14 protein-coding genes are annotated in these 16,315 nt (G+C 71.4%); 4 read left to right on the top strand and 10 right to left on the bottom strand.

Annotation, left to right across the window (positions count from 1 at the left end; translation table 11 throughout):
* Positions 1-45: 45 nt before the first annotated feature.
* The 4 genes from WBN91_RS09595 to WBN91_RS09580 form a co-directional block, all read right to left on the bottom strand.
* Positions 46-1,569 carry an NAD(P)/FAD-dependent oxidoreductase gene (locus WBN91_RS09595; RefSeq protein ID WP_337723401.1) on the bottom strand — a complete coding sequence of 508 codons (1,524 nt, stop codon included), beginning with the start codon at positions 1,567-1,569 and terminating at the stop codon, positions 46-48.
* 25 nt (positions 1,570-1,594) lie between these two features.
* On the bottom strand, positions 1,595-2,434 hold the full coding sequence (locus tag WBN91_RS09590) for a ferredoxin (protein ID WP_337723400.1): 840 nt from the start codon (positions 2,432-2,434) through the stop codon (positions 1,595-1,597).
* Positions 2,435-2,570: 136 nt separating this feature from the next.
* Complete coding sequence (locus tag WBN91_RS09585; protein ID WP_337723399.1) at positions 2,571-3,323, bottom strand: DUF4142 domain-containing protein; 753 nt, start codon at positions 3,321-3,323, stop codon at positions 2,571-2,573.
* A gap of 21 nt (positions 3,324-3,344) precedes the next feature.
* Entirely contained in the window at positions 3,345-3,914 is a 570-nt protein-coding gene (locus WBN91_RS09580) for a hypothetical protein (RefSeq protein WP_337723398.1), read from the bottom strand.
* Between the two features lie 168 nt (positions 3,915-4,082).
* Between WBN91_RS09580 and WBN91_RS09575 the strand changes: the two genes are divergently transcribed.
* Both WBN91_RS09575 and WBN91_RS09570 read left to right on the top strand, forming a co-directional pair.
* The gene (locus WBN91_RS09575) at positions 4,083-4,646 is read left to right on the top strand and encodes a sigma-70 family RNA polymerase sigma factor (RefSeq protein ID WP_337723397.1); all 564 of its coding nucleotides are present in this window, start codon (positions 4,083-4,085) and stop codon (positions 4,644-4,646) included.
* 5 nt (positions 4,647-4,651) lie between these two features.
* Entirely contained in the window at positions 4,652-5,383 is a 732-nt protein-coding gene (locus WBN91_RS09570) for an anti-sigma factor family protein (RefSeq protein WP_337723396.1), read from the top strand.
* Positions 5,384-5,539: 156 nt separating this feature from the next.
* On the opposite strand, the gene WBN91_RS09565 is transcribed toward WBN91_RS09570, so the two are convergent.
* The gene (locus WBN91_RS09565; RefSeq protein ID WP_337723395.1) at positions 5,540-5,884 is read right to left on the bottom strand and encodes a DUF742 domain-containing protein; all 345 of its coding nucleotides are present in this window, start codon (positions 5,882-5,884) and stop codon (positions 5,540-5,542) included.
* Positions 5,885-6,253: 369 nt separating this feature from the next.
* On the opposite strand from WBN91_RS09565, the gene WBN91_RS09560 reads away from it, so the two are divergent.
* Positions 6,254-7,009, top strand: coding sequence for an ABC transporter ATP-binding protein (locus WBN91_RS09560; protein ID WP_337723394.1), 756 nt, complete (start codon positions 6,254-6,256; stop codon positions 7,007-7,009).
* 2 nt (positions 7,010-7,011) lie between these two features.
* Positions 7,012-9,549, top strand: coding sequence for an ABC transporter permease (locus tag WBN91_RS09555; RefSeq protein ID WP_337723393.1), 2,538 nt, complete (start codon positions 7,012-7,014; stop codon positions 9,547-9,549).
* 448 nt (positions 9,550-9,997) lie between these two features.
* On the opposite strand, the gene ispG is transcribed toward WBN91_RS09555, so the two are convergent.
* The 5 genes from ispG to WBN91_RS09530 all read right to left on the bottom strand — a co-directional run bounded on the left by ispG (position 9,998) and on the right by WBN91_RS09530 (position 16,294).
* On the bottom strand, positions 9,998-11,089 hold the full coding sequence (ispG, locus tag WBN91_RS09550) for a flavodoxin-dependent (E)-4-hydroxy-3-methylbut-2-enyl-diphosphate synthase (protein ID WP_337723392.1): 1,092 nt from the start codon (positions 11,087-11,089) through the stop codon (positions 9,998-10,000).
* Positions 11,090-12,817, bottom strand: a complete 1,728-nt coding sequence (locus tag WBN91_RS09545; RefSeq protein WP_337723391.1) for a 1-deoxy-D-xylulose-5-phosphate synthase — start codon at positions 12,815-12,817, stop codon at positions 11,090-11,092.
* Positions 12,814-13,740, bottom strand: coding sequence for a 4-hydroxy-3-methylbut-2-enyl diphosphate reductase (gene ispH, locus WBN91_RS09540; RefSeq protein ID WP_337723390.1), 927 nt, complete (start codon positions 13,738-13,740; stop codon positions 12,814-12,816). The genes WBN91_RS09545 and ispH overlap by 4 nt, the downstream gene beginning before the upstream one ends.
* A gap of 12 nt (positions 13,741-13,752) precedes the next feature.
* Positions 13,753-14,793: a family 2 encapsulin nanocompartment cargo protein polyprenyl transferase gene (locus WBN91_RS09535; RefSeq protein ID WP_337723389.1), complete on the bottom strand. Its 1,041-nt coding sequence runs from the start codon at positions 14,791-14,793 to the stop codon at positions 13,753-13,755.
* A 91-nt stretch (positions 14,794-14,884) separates the two neighbouring features.
* Positions 14,885-16,294, bottom strand: a complete 1,410-nt coding sequence (locus WBN91_RS09530) for a family 2B encapsulin nanocompartment shell protein (protein WP_337723388.1) — start codon at positions 16,292-16,294, stop codon at positions 14,885-14,887.
* Positions 16,295-16,315 lie beyond the last annotated feature (21 nt).

The raw sequence follows: 16,315 nt of genomic DNA, 5'->3' as shown, positions 1-16,315 counted from the left end.
TGCTTGGTGTCCCGGGTTACGGGGACACGGCGATGAGGTAACAGCTCACCGGGGTCTTGCCCTCGGTCCGGTGCGGGCCAGTGAGCGCGGGTGCGCCCGGGTCCGCACGACGGGGGCGTGGGGAGGGATGGGCAGGGGCTGTGAATCCTGCTGTTGACGTGGGAATTCGAACCCGGGGGCGTCCGCTTCGTGCCGGGGTGGGGAGGAGGGAGGGGGAGGTGGGGAGGAGGGATGAGTGGGGGGCGTGGCCGGGGGGCCGTAGCCGGAGTGGCGAGGGGTGGTGAAGGCTGGGGTGGGAGTGGGCGGGGGAGTGGGGTGTTCGGCGTTGGACAGGCGGTCGGGGGGTGCCAGGTGTTGGGGGACGCGGCGGGCGCGTTCGGTGTCGGGGACGCGGTTCTGGCGCCACAGCTCCATCGACAGCTTGATCATCGCCGTCGGTGCGTCCAGGCCGACCATGCCGACCAGTCGGCCGCCGTCGACGAAACCCGTGATGGTCCGGTGGTCCTTCTTCGAGCCCGCCAGGGTCGTCGTGTCCTTGCCCATCGACGGCAGGCCGGAGCCCTGGATGCGCATCCCGTACTGCTCGGTCCAGAACCTCGGAACGGGGGTGAACGGCCGCGAACCCTCCCTGCCCGCCAACAGGTTCTCCGCAGCCGCCCGCCCCATTTCCACCGCGTTGAGCCAGTGCTCGACCCGACGCGGCTGTCCTCCGAACCGGAGGTTGGGCCACCGCGCGACGTCGCCCGCGGCCACGATGTCGGTCCCGCCGACCACGTGGCACGTGGGGTCGCACAGCACCCCGTCCTCCAGCACCAGCCCGGACCCGCGCAGCCAGGCCACCGACGGTGACGCGCCCACGGCGATCACCACGACCGCCGCGACGAACACCTGGCCGTCGGACAAGTGGATGGCCACCCCGCCCGCCTGCGGCATCCAGTGCCGGATCTTGACCCCCATCGCCATCCGCACCCCGCGCGCCCGGTGGGCCTCGGTCACGGTCTCCGCGATGTTCTTGCCGACCGCGCTGCCCAGCAGCGTGCTGGACCGGCTCACGATGGCCACGTCCCGGCCCATCGTCTTCACCGACGCGGCCATCTCGCACCCGATCAGCCCGCCGCCGATCACCACCACCAGGCCCTGCGTCGAGGTGATGGCCTGCTTGATGGCGACGGCGTCGTCGACGGTGCGCAGCACGTGGATGCGCGGGTCCTGGCGCGGCGCGCCCTGGAGGTGCCTCGGCTCCACCCCGGTCGCGATGATCAGGCCGTCGTAGCTCAGCTCCTCGCCGCCGGGCAGGCCGACCACGCGCCGGTCGGTCTCCAGGTGGGTGGCCGCGGTGCCCAGGCGCCAGATCGCGTTGAGCTCGCGGCTGATGGTCAGGCGCAGGTCGGAGGCGTGCAGTTCGCCGTTGATGGCCTCCTTGGACAGCGCCGGCCGGTGGTAGGGCAGGTGGCGTTCGGCGCTGACGATCACGACCTCGCCCTGGAAGCCCAGTTCGCGCAGCCGTTCCCCGGCGCGCAGCCCGGCCAGTCCGCCGCCCGCGATGACGACGCGCTCCTCGTTCTTCACCGCGCACCGCCCCGGAAGTCGCTGTTCACCTGACACGCTCCCGCAGTTCGATGGCGCGCATCGGGCACGCGCGCGCGGCGGCCCGCGCCTTCGCGAACAGCTCGGGTGGCGGCCGGCGCTCGTAGCGCAGCCGTTCGTCGTCGACGAGCTGGAACAGGCCCGGCGCCTCGGCCTGGCAGATGCCGTAGCGGTGGCAGCGCTCGTTGTCCACGCTGATGTCCAGGGCGCTGCCGCCCGCGCCGTCCGGTTCGGGCTCGAAGCCCGGCTCCGGCTCCAGCATGCCCAGCCGCACCAGCAGGTGCGGGGGCAGGAAGCGGGCCAGGGCGATGGTGACCGTGGGGATCAGGACGGTCAGGCCGGCCAGCCACAGCGTGGCCAGGTTGCCGTTGGCGATCGCGCCGAACCAGGAGTGCACCACGGTGACGCCGACCGCGACGTAGGCCAGTTGGTGCAGCCGGAGCCACTTGCGGTAGTAGATCTTCTTGCGCAGGCCCGCGGTGAACGCGATCACCAGCATGAGCTCCAGCCCGACGATGCCCAGCGCGTGCCGGAACAGCCCGCCGCCCACGAAGGGCAGGGCGATCTGCAAGAACCCGAACGGGGCCAGGTTGAGCAGGGTGAACGCGAAGGCGTGCAGGCAACCGAAGGACAGGGCCGCGGTCGCGAGCACCATGTGGCTGTTGCGCAGCCCCTGTCTACCGGTGAGCTTGTTGGCCCAGCCCGTCGCGATCATGACGCCCCAGCACAGGGTCGCGCACATCAACGCGTAGGCCAGCCGAGCCGAGATCTGCGCGACGTGGCGCACCCCGGCGTCGTGGTCACCGCCGGTCGCCTGCGCGACCAGCAGCGGGACCTGGGAGAACACTTGTCGACCTCCGGGTTGGCGGGAGGAGGGGGTGGCGGCCCGCCCGGGACGGCCGCGCAGGAGTGGTCACGGCCGTTCCGGGCGGGGTGAGGGGTGTGAACTGCCTTCCGCGGGGGGAGTGCGGAACTTCCTCCTTTCACTTGACGTCGGCCTTGGGCCGCAGCAGGCGCAGGATCGCGATGGTCACCACCGCGCCCACCAGGCAGATGAGCAGGACGGTCACGGGGTCGGGGCCGGTGTCGCCGACCTGCGCGGTGCGCTGCGGGTCGGCGTTCACCGCCCCCTGCACGGGGGCCGCGCCGGCGCGCACCGGTTTGGACAGCCCCATCTCGGTGACCATGTTGGTGCTCTCCAACAGGGTCATGTGCTTGAGGACGATCTGGTTGCAGATCTGGGCGAACTGGCGGATGGCCTCGTTGCGCGTGGTCGCGCGGATCTGGCCGATGACCGGGAACAGCGACCCGTGCGCCGCGCGCAGCCGGTTGGCGAAGGACTCGTCGAACGCCGCGCCGGTGCGCGAGCGCATCTCGGCCATCCAGGACTGCTGGTCCTCGTTGGCCTCGTCGGGGATGGGCACGCCCATCTGCCCGGCCAGGCGGGTCACGCGCTCGTCGAGGAAGGTGTGGTCGCTCATCAGCTGCGCGCCGACCTCCTTGACCCGCCGGCTGCCGGCGCGGGTCTGCGCCTCGTCGCCCATAGGCATCTCCCACAGGCCGGCCAGGCGCACCTTGACCAGCAGTTCCTTGTCCAGCTCGGTGATCGGGCCCAGCGGGGTCTGCTGCACCGCGCCCGCGCCGGGCGGGTCGTCGGCGGTCGCCGTGCCGGTCAGCGCCGGGGCGAGCAGGAGCTGCGCGGCCAGGAGCAGGGCCGTGAAACGCTTGGCTGACATGGGTTTTCCCTCGCGTGGGTGTCAGTAGCCGTCGCCGGTGGACCCCTGCGTGGGCGCGGCGCCGTCGTTGGCCTGCGCCTTCTTGCCCTCGGGGGTCACCACGAACCAGGTGCCGCCCTTGCCCTGGCCGGTGACGTCGCCCGCCTTCTTGTCGCCCGTGTACCGGTACAGGGGCCAGCCGGACAGCGTGACCTGCTTCTTGCCGTCCGCGCGGGTCACCGAGCCGACCGTCGTCGGGTCCACTCCGGACGTCATGGTGTGCTCGCCGACCAGCACCGGCGGCCAGGTCTTCGCGCAATCACCGTCGCATGTGGACTTCGACGGTTTCGCGGTGTCCTTGTCGTAGCGGTAGAGGGCGAACCCGCCGGCGTCGGCGACGAACCAGCCCACCTGTTTCGACTCGGTCGCCGCCAGCATCTGGTGCGGTTCCTTGCTGAATTCGGGCTGCTGTTGGGGAGCCGTCGTGCCGGCGGCGGCGCCGGCCGGGCCGCCCGCGGCATTGGTCCCGGTCGCGCCACAGGCGCTGACCAGCAGCAATGCCGCGACGGCCGGTACGGCGGGCAGGGCCTCCCGGAAACGTCGACCGCGCATCGTTCGTCCTTTCTCCTGCTGGCGGGTTCCGCCGATCAGACCAGCGTTCGGTCCTGCTTTCGAAGCGGATACCGGGGAGTACGGACACGATGCGGTGACGGTTCACGAACAGATCGGCGACTTTTTCTCGGCCGAAACCCTCGACGCGGAACCGGTCGGCGCGCTTGGATGCTCGGCGTGGCGCGGCACAGACGCAGCACTCAACCCCCCAGAGAACACGCTTGGCCGGACCTGACCCTGGAAGACGAGCTGATCCGCAGGCTCTACCAGGAGTTCGGCAGCGCGCTGCTCGGGCATGCCATGCGGTTGACGGGCAATGACCGGCAGTGGGCAGAGGACATCGTGCAGGAGACGCTGGTACGGGCGTGGCGCAACGCCGAGAAGCTGGAACGGGACCCGGTCCTGCTCCGCTCCTGGCTGTTCACCGTCGCCCGGCGGCTGGTCATCGACGACCGCCGCAAGCGCAGCGTCCGACCGCAGGAGTCGGAGTTGACGCCGTCCGATGAAGCCCCGGCGCGGGACGAAGCGGACCGAACGCTGGCGGCGATAGTGGTGGCAGAGGCGATGAACGGACTGACGGAGGAGCACCGGGAGGCTATTCTCGAAACGTATTTGCGGGATCGGACCGTCGGGGAAGCCGCAGCGGTGCTCGGGGTTCCCCCGGGCACGGTGAAGTCCAGGGTCTACTACGCACTTCGCGCCCTGCGGCGGGCGTTGCAGGATCGGGGCTGACTTCGGTGACATCGCGTCCGGACCACGTCGACGTGGCGGCGTACGTCCTCGGGATCCTCGACGAGGACGAGGTCGACGCCTTCGAGAACCACCTCGCCCAGTGCCGTCGCTGCGCGTTGGACCTGCGCGATTTCGCCGTGCTGCCGGACCTGCTGGACGAAGCCGACGCCAACGGCATGCTGCGCGGCGCCGCGGGGGAGCGCCCGGACGGCCGTTCGGTGCGCGCGATGCTCGACTCGGTGTCGGCGGACCGGGTCCGACGCCGCCGCAACACGGTGCTCTTGGCCGCCGCCGCGGCCGTGTTGCTCGTCGTGCTGACCGCGGTGGTGACGGCCGGGCTGTCGTCCTCGCCCGGGGACGACGTGGCGGCTCCGCCGTCGTCGACGGTGCCGGGACCGAGCGCGGTCGCGAAGTCCGACGTTTCCGGCACCGTCACCCGGACCGACCCGGCGACCGGTGTGTGGGCGCGGATCAGCGCGTCGCCGGAACCGTGGGGCACGGCCGTGGTGCTGGAGGTCAAGGGCGCCAAGGGTCCGACGCGGTGCGAGCTGGTGGCGAAGTCGCGGAGCGGTGAGACCGTGGTGGTCGGGTCGTGGCAGGTCGGGGCGTCCAACCCGGACAAGGAACCGGTGCGGCTCAACGCGTCGGTCGGCCTGAAGTGGCACGAGATCACGGAGTTCTCGGTGCGCGACACCAAGGAGGGCGCGACCCTGGTCCGGTTGCCGACGGCGTCCTGACCGCGCGGGCGTGGCCTCCGGCCCCCGATTCCATTGTCGCACGGGGTACCGACACTTTCGTCGGCGGTGCCGGTGGGAACGAGCGTCGTGCGCGGTGCCGGGGACAGTGGGCGTCGTGCGGGCGAGAACGAGCGAATGGTCCACAGTGGACCGGGTTCAGATGCGGCGCAGGCCCATCAGGACGCGTTCCATCAGTTCCAGCGTGGGTCGCCCGTCCTGCGAAGCGCCTTGTTGCTCGTGGACGTTGATCAGGCTCATGGCCGACATGTCGGCCAGCAGCACGCGCACCACGCCCAACGGGAGTCGCAGGCGGGCGGCCACCTCGGCCACCGAGTGCGGGTAGCGGCACAGGTCGCTGATCGCCCGGTGTTCCGCGGTGGAGGTGAGGGCGTCGCGGTCCACGCGCTCGTTGGTGGACACGATCGTCTCGATCGCCAGCGTCGTGGTCGAGCGCGTCCGCCCGCCGGTCCTGGTGTACGGGCGCACCCGGAAGGTTGACACCACCAGCTCCTCAAGCGGTCGCCGACACGATCTCGTCCCACTGCGCGGTCAGGGTCGCTGACGGTGCCAGAACTTAACTCCGACAGGGCCTCCTGTCTCGGTTTTCCCGGCATGTGGGAGAGATCGCGTGTCGCCGACACGGTGTGTGTTCTGTCGCCTCCCAAGGGTGTCTGAACCTGCCGGCTAACGGTGGGATGATCGGGTGGCCAGTCGATCAAGAGTCGCTATGGGTTCGATCAAAGGTCGCGGTGGGTTCGGGGGTTCTCCCTGAGAACGGTTCAGGGTTCACACCGGAGCCGTTCTCAGTCGCACCAGTGGACGATGGTGCGGGGACGGCGAGTGCCGTCATGAGGGGCACTGGAGGATCTGGTGACGGGCAAGACGGAGTCCGCCGCGCGAGCGGTGGACGTGTGGAAGTCCTACGGGACCGGTGAGGCCGCGGTCACCGCGTTGGCCGGCGTCAGCGTCGACTTCGAGCGGGGGCGGTTCACCGCGATCATGGGGCCTTCGGGCTCGGGCAAGTCCACGCTCATGCACTGCCTGGCCGGACTGGACACCATCGACTCCGGTGACGTGTGGATCGGCGAGACCAAGGTCAACGGCTTGCGCGACAAGGGGTTGACCGACCTGCGGCGCAGCAAGGTGGGCTTCATCTTCCAGCAGTTCAACCTGCTGCCCACGCTGACCGCGGAGGAGAACATCACCCTGCCGCTGGCCATCGGCGGCCGGAAGGTCGACCGGGCCTGGTTCGACACGGTGGTCGACACCGTGGGCCTGCGCGACCGGCTCACCCACCGGCCGACCCAGCTCTCCGGCGGCCAGCAGCAGCGCGTGGCCTGCGCCCGCGCGCTGGTGTCGCGGCCGGAGGTGGTCTTCGCCGACGAGCCCACCGGCAACCTCGACTCCCGCTCCGGCGCGGAGGTCCTCGGGTTCCTCCAGCGCTCGGCGCGCGAGTTCGGGCAGACCGTCGTGATGGTCACGCACGACCCGAACGCCGCCTCCTACGCCGACCGCGTGATCTTCCTGGCCGACGGCAAGATCGTGCGCGAGCTGCACCAGCCCACCGCCGACGCGGTGCTGGAGACCATGAAGCACCTCGACGGCGACGAACTGGTCGTGGTGTAGCGATGTTGAAGGCGACGCTCAAGAGCGTGCTGTCGAGAAAGCTGCGGCTGGTCCTGTCCGGACTGTCCGTGGTGCTGGGCGTGATGTTCGTGTCCGGCTCGTTCGTGCTCACCGACACGCTGGACCGCTCGTTCAAGAGCCTGTTCACCACGATCTACTCCGACGTGGACGTCCAGGTCGCGGTCAAGCCCAAGATCGGCTCGGACGACCCGGACCAGGCCCTGGCCGGCACGCTGACCGCCGACGACCTGGCGAAGGTCGAGTCGGTCCCGGGCACGGACCGCGTGGTCGGCGACGTCGTCGGCTCCGCCCGGCCCATCGGCGAGAACGGCAAGGTGCTCACCACCTCCGGCGCGCCCCGGCTGGGCACGGCGTGGCGCGACGGCGGCCAGGAGCAGCTGCGCGAGGGCCACGCGCCCCAGCGCGACGACGAGGTGGTCATCAGCGCCTACCTCGCCAAGACCGGCGGGTTCTCGGTGGGCGAGCAGATCTCCCTGATCACCCTGGAACCCAAGAAGACCTTCACCGTCGCGGGCATCTTCGGCTACCCGGGCAACCGGGACTCGCTGGGCGGCGAGATGACCACGGCGTTCACCGAGGCCACCGCGCAGCAGCTGCTGCTGGGCCAGCCCGGCGCGTACAGCTCGATCACCGTGCGGGCAGGCCCCGGCGTGACCGAAGACGTGCTGCGCCAGCGCATCCAGGACAAGCTGGGCGACGCCTACCAGGTGAAGACCGGTGAGCAGCTCAGCAAGGACTCCGCCGCCCAGATCGGCGAGGGCCTGTCCTTCTTCAACTACGTGCTGCTCGGGTTCGCGGGCATCGCGCTGTTCGTCGGCATCTTCATCATCCTCAACACCTTCTCCATCATCGTCGCGCAGCGCACGCGGGAACTGGCGCTGCTGCGGGCGATGGGCGCCAGCCGCCGGCAGATGATCGGCACGGTCGTGCTGGAGGCGGTGGTCATCGGGTTGGTCGCGTCCGTCGTGGGGTTGGGCGCGGGCATCGGCGTCGGCGCGCTGCTGGCGAACATCTTCAGCACGGTCGGCGGCGGCAGCCTGCGCCTGGAGGGCATCTCGGTGCCGCCGAGCGCGATCATTTCCGCCTTCGCGGTGGGCATCATCGTCACGGTGCTGGCGGCGGTGCTGCCGGCGCTGCGCGCGTCCCGCATCCCGCCGGTGGCGGCCATGCGCGAGGCGGCCACCCCGGACCGGCCGTTGACCCGGCCGACCATCGCGGGCGCGGCGCTGACGGCCGCCGGTGGCGGGCTGCTGTGGTACGGGTTCGCCGAGGGCGCGCTGTGGTTCATCATGTCCGGGCTGCTGGTGGCGTTCGTCGGCGTTGCGCTGCTGACCCCGCTGATCAGCCGGCCGGTGGTGTCGGTGATCGGCAAGCTGCTGGCGTGGTCGATGCCGGGCACGCTCGGCCGCCGCAACTCCGCCCGCAACCCGCGCCGCACCGCCATCACGGCGGCGGCGCTGATGGTCGGCATCGCGCTGATCACCGGGGTGAGCGTGGTGCTCACGTCGGCGACCACCAGCATCACGAAGGTCGCCGAGGGGCAGGTCAAGTCGGACCTGATCGTGTCCGGCGAGGGCAGCGGCCCCGATGGTGACGCGACGTTCCAGCCGGCGCGGCTGGACGACATCGCGCGGCTGTCCGGGGTGGGCTCGTCGTTTGGCTGGTACGCCGACCGCATCCTCGTGGACGGCAAGCCGCAGTTCGGCATCGCGGTGACGGACGTGCCGGTGATGCAGAAGCAGTTCGGCCTGTCCGCCAAGGAAGGCGCGTTCACGGCGCTGCCCGAGGGGACGCTCGCGCTGGACGAGGACTCGGCGACCAAGCTGAACCTCAAGCAGGGCAGCACGGTGTCCGTGCAGACCACCAAGGGCGAGGCGCGGACCTACACCGTCGGTTTCGTGTACGCGAAGAACAACGTGCTGGTCAACGCGATCGTCCTGCCGGTGAGCGCGGCCAAGCAGTTCCGGGTCGAGCAGCTGGAGACGGCGTTCGTGCAGGTGACACCGGGCACGGCGGTGCAGGACGTGCAGAAGCGCGTCGAGCCGCTGTTCGCGGACAACCCGGAGATCACCGTCCAGGACCGCAGCGCGTTCGTGAAGCAGCAGGCGTCGCAGCTGGACACGGTCCTGCTGATGATCCAGATCCTGCTGGCGCTGGCGATCCTCATCGCGGTGCTCGGCGTGATCAACACGCTCGCGCTGTCGGTGATCGAGCGGACGCGCGAGCTGGGCCTGCTGCGGGCGATCGGCATGCGGCGGGCGCAGGTGATGCGCATGATCACCGTCGAGTCGGTGGTGATCTCGGTCTTCGGCGCCCTGCTGGGCCTGGGCGTCGGCACGGCGCTGGGCGTGGGCGCGGTGCGGGCGCTGAAGGACGAGGGCTTCACCGACCTGGGCATCCCGTGGACGCAGATGGGCAGCTACCTGCTGCTCGCGGCGGTGATCGGCGTGGTGGCGGCGATCCTGCCCGCGATCCGCGCGGCCCGGCTGAACGTGCTCCAGGCGATCTCGTACGAGTAGCGGTTGAAGCGACACCGTTGTGCCCCGTCGGCCTTGGCCGGCGGGGCACATTTCCCTGACTTTCGCGCGCAGCGCTGTCCTTCGGCGGAGCCGGCGAGGTTCTTTCACTCTCTTCAAGATCTTTAAGAGCAACGCTTCGCTCTCAAGCGGACGCGCTGGCGCGCTCTCAAGATCAAAAGCTAGCAGGGAGACCACCGATGGGGGGTGAAGGGCGTCGGTTCCCCCACCGCATGGCCTGGCGGAGCCAACCACATTTCGGGTCGGGTGCCGCTAAAACTTTTTGCTCGTTCCTCGCAAAAACTTTCGGCTGCACCCGACCCGAAATGTGGTAGCCCTTCGGGCAGGCCATACGGTGGGGGAACCGAGGCCCTCCACTTGTAGCTAGAGCTACCGCGCTTCGCGCGAAGAGCGTGGTCCGCGCGCCGAAAAGGTGATGGCTCGTTGGGGCTCAGGCCTGGGCGAGTTTGAGGGCTTCTTCCAGTAGGGCCTCGACGATGCGGGACTCCGGCACCGTGCGCACCACCTGGCCGCGCACGAAGATCTGCCCCTTGCCGTTGCCCGACGACACGCCCAGGTCGGCCTCACGCGCCTCGCCCGGACCGTTCACCACGCACCCCATCACCGCCACCCGCAGCGGCACCGGGAAGTCCTCGAAGGCTGCGGTCACCTCCTCGGCCAGGCGGTACACGTCGACCTGGGCCCGGCCGCACGACGGGCACGACACGACCTCCAGCTTGCGGGGGCGCAAGCCCAGGGACGCCAGGATCTGTGCGCCGACCTTGACCTCCTCCACCGGGGGTGCGGACAGGGACACCCGGATCGTGTCGCCGATGCCCTCCGCCAGCAGCAGGCCGAACGCCACGGACGACTTCACCGTTCCCTGCACCAGCGGCCCGGCCTCGGTCACGCCCAGGTGCAGCGGGTAGTCGCACGCCCGTGCCAGTTGCCGGTACGCCGACACCATCACCATCGGGTCGTGGTGCTTGACCGACAGCTTCAGGTCGGTGAAGCCGTGTTCCTCGAACAGCGAGCACTCCCACAGCGCCGACTCCACCAAGGCCTCGGGCGTGGCCCCGCCGTACTTGCGGTACAGGCGCTGGTCCAGAGAGCCCGCGTTGACGCCGATCCGGATGGGGACCCGGGCCGCGCCCGCCGCCGCGGCGATCTCGCCGACCCGGTCGTCGAAGGCGCGGATGTTCCCCGGGTTCACGCGCACCCCGGCGCACCCGGCGTCGATGGCCGCGAAGACGTACCGGGGCTGGAAGTGGATGTCCGCGACCACCGGGATCGGGGACTTCTTCGCCACCAGGGGCAGCGCGTCGGCGTCGTCCTGGGACGGCACCGCCACCCGCACGATCTCGCAGCCGGCGGCGGTCAGCTCGGCGATCTGGCGCAGGGTCGCCTCGACGTCGGAGGTCGGGGTGGTGGTCATGGACTGGACGCTGACCGGTGCGTCGCCGCCCACGGGCACGGCGCCGACGAACAGCTTGCGGGACGGACGGCGGCGGCGCACCGGAGGGGCGAGTTGCAGGGTCGTCAACTACTGCTCCTTGAGTCGCTTGAGGACGGTCGTGGTGATGCCGGCCGCGTCCAGGCCGTGGGCGCGCAGGATCTCCGCCCGGCTGCCGTGCGGCAGGAAGCTCGACGGCAGGGCGTAGGTCCCCACTCGGGTGGGCGCGCCGACCACCGCGAGCGCTTGCGCCAGCCGTCCGCCCAGCGCGCCGATCGCCGTGGTGTCCTCGACGGCCAGCACGAGCCGGTGTTCGCCCGCGATCTTCACCAGCGACGGGTCCAGCGGCGCGATCCAGCGCGGGTCCACCACGGTCACCGGCACGCCGTGGCCGGCCAGCTCCTCGGCGGCCTCCAGGCACGCCGACGCCATCGGGCCGACCGCGACCAGCAGGCCCACCGCGTCCGGCTCGTACCGCAGCACGTCGACCTTGCCCTCGCGGCGCAGCGCCGGGATGTCCGGACCCACCGACGCCTTCGGGTAGCGCACCGCGGTCGGCCCGTCGGCCACGGCGACCGCCTCGCCCAGCAGCTCGCGCAACCGGAGGGCGTCCCGCGGCGCGGCCAGGCGCAGGCCGGGCACGACCGGCAGCAGCGACGCGTCCCACATCCCGTGGTGGCTCGGCCCGTCCGGGCCGGTCACCCCGGCCCGGTCCAGCACGAACGTCACCGGCAGCCGGTGCAGCGCCACGTCCAGCAGCACCTGGTCGAACGCCCGGGACAGGAACGTCGAGTACACCGCGACCACCGGGTGCAGCCCGGCCATCGCCAGCCCCGCCGCCGACGTCACGGCGTGCTGCTCGGCGATCCCCACGTCGAACACCCGCGAGGGGAACCGCGCGGCGAACGCGTCCAGCCCGGTCGGCCCCTGCATCGCGGCGGTCACGCACACCAGGTCCGGGTGCTGGGCGCCCAACGACACGATCTCCGCCCCAAACACGTCGGTCCACGTCGGCCCGCCGCCGGACCCGGCCGCCGACACGGCGTGCAGGCGGTCGGCCGGGTCGTCCTCGGCCGGCGGGTGGCCCTTGCCCTTGCGGGTCATGCAGTGCACCACCACCGGCCGCCCGTGGGCGGCGGCTTGCGCGAAGGCGCTCTCCAGCGCGGCCACGTCGTGCCCGTCGACCGGCCCGAGATAAGCCAGGCCCAGCGCCTCGAACACGGTCCGCTGCCGCCCGCCGCGCAACAGGGCCAGGTGCGCGGCCAGCCCGCCGGTGGTCGGCGCGTAGGACCGGCCGTTGTCGTTGAGCACGACGACCACGGGGTGCTCCAGCACGGCGAGGTTGTTCAACGCCTCCCACGCCATGCCGCCGGTCAACGCCCCGTCACCGATCACGGCCACGACTCGCCGGGTGGAACCCTTGAGCCGCAACGCTTTCGCCACACCGTCCGCATAGGACAGCGCGGTGGACGCGTGCGAGTTCTCGATGACGTCGTGCGGCGACTCGGCCGCCGACGGGTACCCCGACAGCCCGCCCGCCCGGCGCAGCGTCTCGAACTCCGCCGCCCGCCCGGTGAGCACCTTGTGCACGTAGGACTGGTGCCCGGTGTCGAACAGCACCACGTCGTCGGGCGAGTCGAACACCCGGTGCACCGCGATGGTCAGCTCCACCGCGCCCAGGTTCGGCCCCAGGTGCCCACCGGTCCGCGACACCCGCTCGACCAGGAACCGCCGGATCTCCCCGGCCAGCACCGGCAGCGCCGACGGCGGCAGCGCCCGCACGTCAGCCGGCCCGGCGATGGCCGTCAGCAACGTCATCGTGTCCTCACCGCCGAGGGCAGGGTGAACGTGATCGTCTCCCGGGTCGTCTCCCGCACCTGCACGTCCCACGCCCCCAACGCCTCGACCACCTCGTCCACCAGCCGGGGAGGCGCGGACGCGCCGGCCGACACCCCGATCACCCGCACCCCCTCCAGCCACTCGGCGCGCAGCTCGGACACGTCGTCCACCAGGTGGGCGGGCACGCCGTGGCGGCGGGCCAACTCCACCAGCCGCACCGAGTTCGACGAGTTCGCCGACCCCACCACCAGCACCAGGTCCGCCTCGCCGGCGATCTCGCGCACCGCGTCCTGCCGGTTGGTGGTGGCGTAGCAGATGTCGTCGGAGGCCGGTCCGCGCAACAGCGGGAACTTCGCCCGCAGCGCCGCCACGACCTCGGTCGTCTCGTCCACGGCCAGCGTCGTCTGGGTCAGGTAGGACACCCGGGCCGGGTCGGGCACCTCCAGCGACTCGACGTCGGCGGCGCTCTCCACCAGCACGATCCGCTCCGAGTCCTCGCCCAGCGTCCCCTCGACCTCCTCGTGCCCGGCGTGCCCGATGAGCACCACGGTGTCGCCGCGCGCGACGAACCGGCGGGCCTCGGCGTGCACCTTGGTCACCAGCGGGCAGGTCGCGTCGATCACGTCCAGGCCGCGCCGCGCCGCCTCCGCGCGCACCGCGGGGGACACGCCGTGCGCGGAGAACACCACGGTCGCCCCGTCGGGCACCGCGTCCAACTCGTCGACGAACACCGCGCCGCGCGCCTCCAGGTCGGCCACGACGTGGGTGTTGTGCACGATCTGCTTGCGGACGTGGATCGGTCCGCCGCGCTGCGCCAGCAGCCGCTCCACGATCTCGATCGCCCGCTCGACCCCGGCGCAGAACGACCGGGGGGAGGCGAGCAGCACCACGGGCAGGACCATCGGGTGTGCTCCTCAGTGGTCTCGGCGGGTGGCCAGGCGCGCGAGGGCGTCCAGTTCCACCTCGGCGCGTTCGTCGGCCGCGGCGGCGCGCAGGTGCACCCGCGCCCGCGTCACCAGGTCGTCGGCCTGCTCCAGGCTCCACGTGCGCGCGCCGGTGGCCTCGATCAGCTCCGCCGCGCGTTCCAGCTCGGCGGCGGTCAGCGGCGCGTCGGAGTGGTAGAGCGCGTCCAGCTCGCGCGCGGCGGGCGTCCGGGACGCCAGCGCCGCCACCACGGGCAGGGACTTCTTGCGGTTGTGCAGGTCGGAGTACACCGGTTTGCCGGTGAGTTCCGGGTCGCCCCAGATGCCCAGCAGGTCGTCGGTGAACTGGAACGCCAGGCCCACCAGCTCGCCGAAGGACCGCAGCCGCTCGACCTGCTCGCCGCCACCGTCGCCGAACAGCGCGCCGACCGCGCAGGCCGCGCCGATCAGCGCCGCGGTCTTGTTCTCCGCCATCCGCACGCACTCGGCGACCGGCACGTCGGCGCGGTCCTCGAAGGCCAGGTCGGCGGCCTGCCCGTCGTTGAGCCGCTGGGTGGCGTCGGACAGCACCCGGATCGCGCGAGCCGCCGCCGGGTGCCCGCTGCCCGCCAGCACGTCCAGCGCCAGGGTCAGCAGCGCGTCCCCGGCCAGGATCGCCGCGTTCACGCCGTACACGCTCCACGCCGTGGGCCGGTGCCGCCGGGTGGTGTCGCCGTCCATCACGTCGTCGTGCAGCAGCGAGAAGTTGTGCACCAGCTCGACCGCGACGGCCGCCGGGAGCGCGGTCGCCGCCGCAGCGCCCACCGCCTGCGCGGCCAGCAGCGCGAACGCGGGCCGGATGGCCTTGCCCGGGTCCGCGCCGGTCGGGTGGCCGTGCTCGTCCCACCACCCGAAGTGGTAGCCCGCGATGGCGCGCATCGAGTCCGGCAGCCGGTCGACCGCCATCCGCAGCGCGGGGTCCACGCCCGCGCGGCTCCAGCTCAGCACGTCCCGCGCGGACCGGCGCGCGGGGGTCACGTCCAGGTCGGTCATGGACTCCACTCCTGTTCGGGTGAGCGCCTCGGGTGCAGAAGCGATCAGGCGGCCGGGTGCTGGGCACACCGGCCGCCGTCACGGGGGCTCGCTAGTAGCGGTTGATCTCCACGTGCTCCAGCACGCCCAGCGCGTCGGGCACCATCACGGCGACCGAGTAGTAGGCGCTGACCAGGTAGGAGATGATGCCCTTCTCGTCGATGCCCATGAACCGCACGTTCAGGCTCGGCTGGTACTCGTCGGGGATCCCGGTCTGGTGCAGGCCGATCACGCCGTTGTCCTGCTCGCCCACGCGCATGGCGATGATCGAGCTGGTGCCGTGCTCGGTGATCGGGATCTTGTTCGACGGCAGGATCGGCACACCGCGCCAGGTCGTGACGTGGGTGCCGTCCACCAGCGTGGTGGCCGGGTAGAGGCCCCGCTTGTTGGCCTCGCGTCCGATCGCGGCGATCGTCCGGGGGTGGGCCAGGAAGAACGCCGTCTTGCGCCGCCGGGACAGCAGGTCGTCCATGTCGTCCGGCGTCGGTGGGCCGGAGCGGGTGTGGATGCGCTGCTTGAGGTCGGCGTTGTGCAGCAAACCGAAGTCGCGGTTGTTGATCATCTCGTGCTCCTGCCGCTCGCGCAGGGCCTCGACGGTCAACCGCAACTGCTGCTCGGTCTGGTTCATCGGGTTGTTGAACAGGTCCGACACGCGGCTGTGCACGCGCAGCACGGTCTGGGCGACGCTGAGCTCGTACTCGCGCGGGTGCAGCTCGTAGTCCACGAACGTGGCCGGCAGGTCCGGCTCGCCCTCGTGGCCCGACGCGATGTCGATGGCCGCCTCGCCGTGCTTGTTCTGCGGCTTGGACCGGTCGCGCGCGAACGCCTCCAGGTGGGTGCGCAGCGCGTCGGCGTGCCCGTTGAGCTGCTGGACCTCCCGCAGGGGCAGCACCAGCACGATCACCGGGGTGACGGCCTTGGCGGTGAACTCCCACTGGGTCTCCTGGCCGGTGAGCACCTCGGCGCCGAAGTACTCGCCGTTGGCCAGCGTGTCCAGCACGGTCTCGTCGCCGTACTCGCCGCGCCCGATCCGGTTCACCTTGCCGTGCGCGATGAGGTAGACCTCGTCGGCGGGCCGGCCGAGCTCCACGATCGCCTCGCCCTGCCGGATCTCGCGCTGCCGGAAGCGGTCGGCCAGGGCGGCCAGCACCGACTCGTCGTCGAAGTCGCGCAGGCCGGGCAGCTCGCGCAGCTCCTGGGGGATGACCCGGATGTCGGAGCCGGTGCTGGTGAAGGTCACCCGCCCGTCGCCGATGGCGTAGGTGAGCCGCCGGTTGACCCGGTACGTGCCCGCCTGGGTCTGCACCCAGGGGAGCTTGCGCAGCAGCCACCGGGGGGAGATGCCCTGCATCTGCGGCACGGACTTGGTCGTGCTGGCCAGGTTCCGCGCGGCGCGGGTGCTGAGGCTCTGCCGCTGGTGCTCGACCTCTTCGGGGCTGAGGCCGGGGTCTGTCACGGTCACGTCAGGTACCCAATCTCGTTG

The sequence above is a fragment of the Saccharothrix sp. CCNWYY140 genome (assembly GCF_037401995.1).
Classification (GTDB): domain Bacteria; phylum Actinomycetota; class Actinomycetes; order Mycobacteriales; family Pseudonocardiaceae; genus Actinosynnema.
Note: the sequence above shows the minus strand (reverse complement) of the source record. Positions and strands in the feature narration are given on the sequence as shown.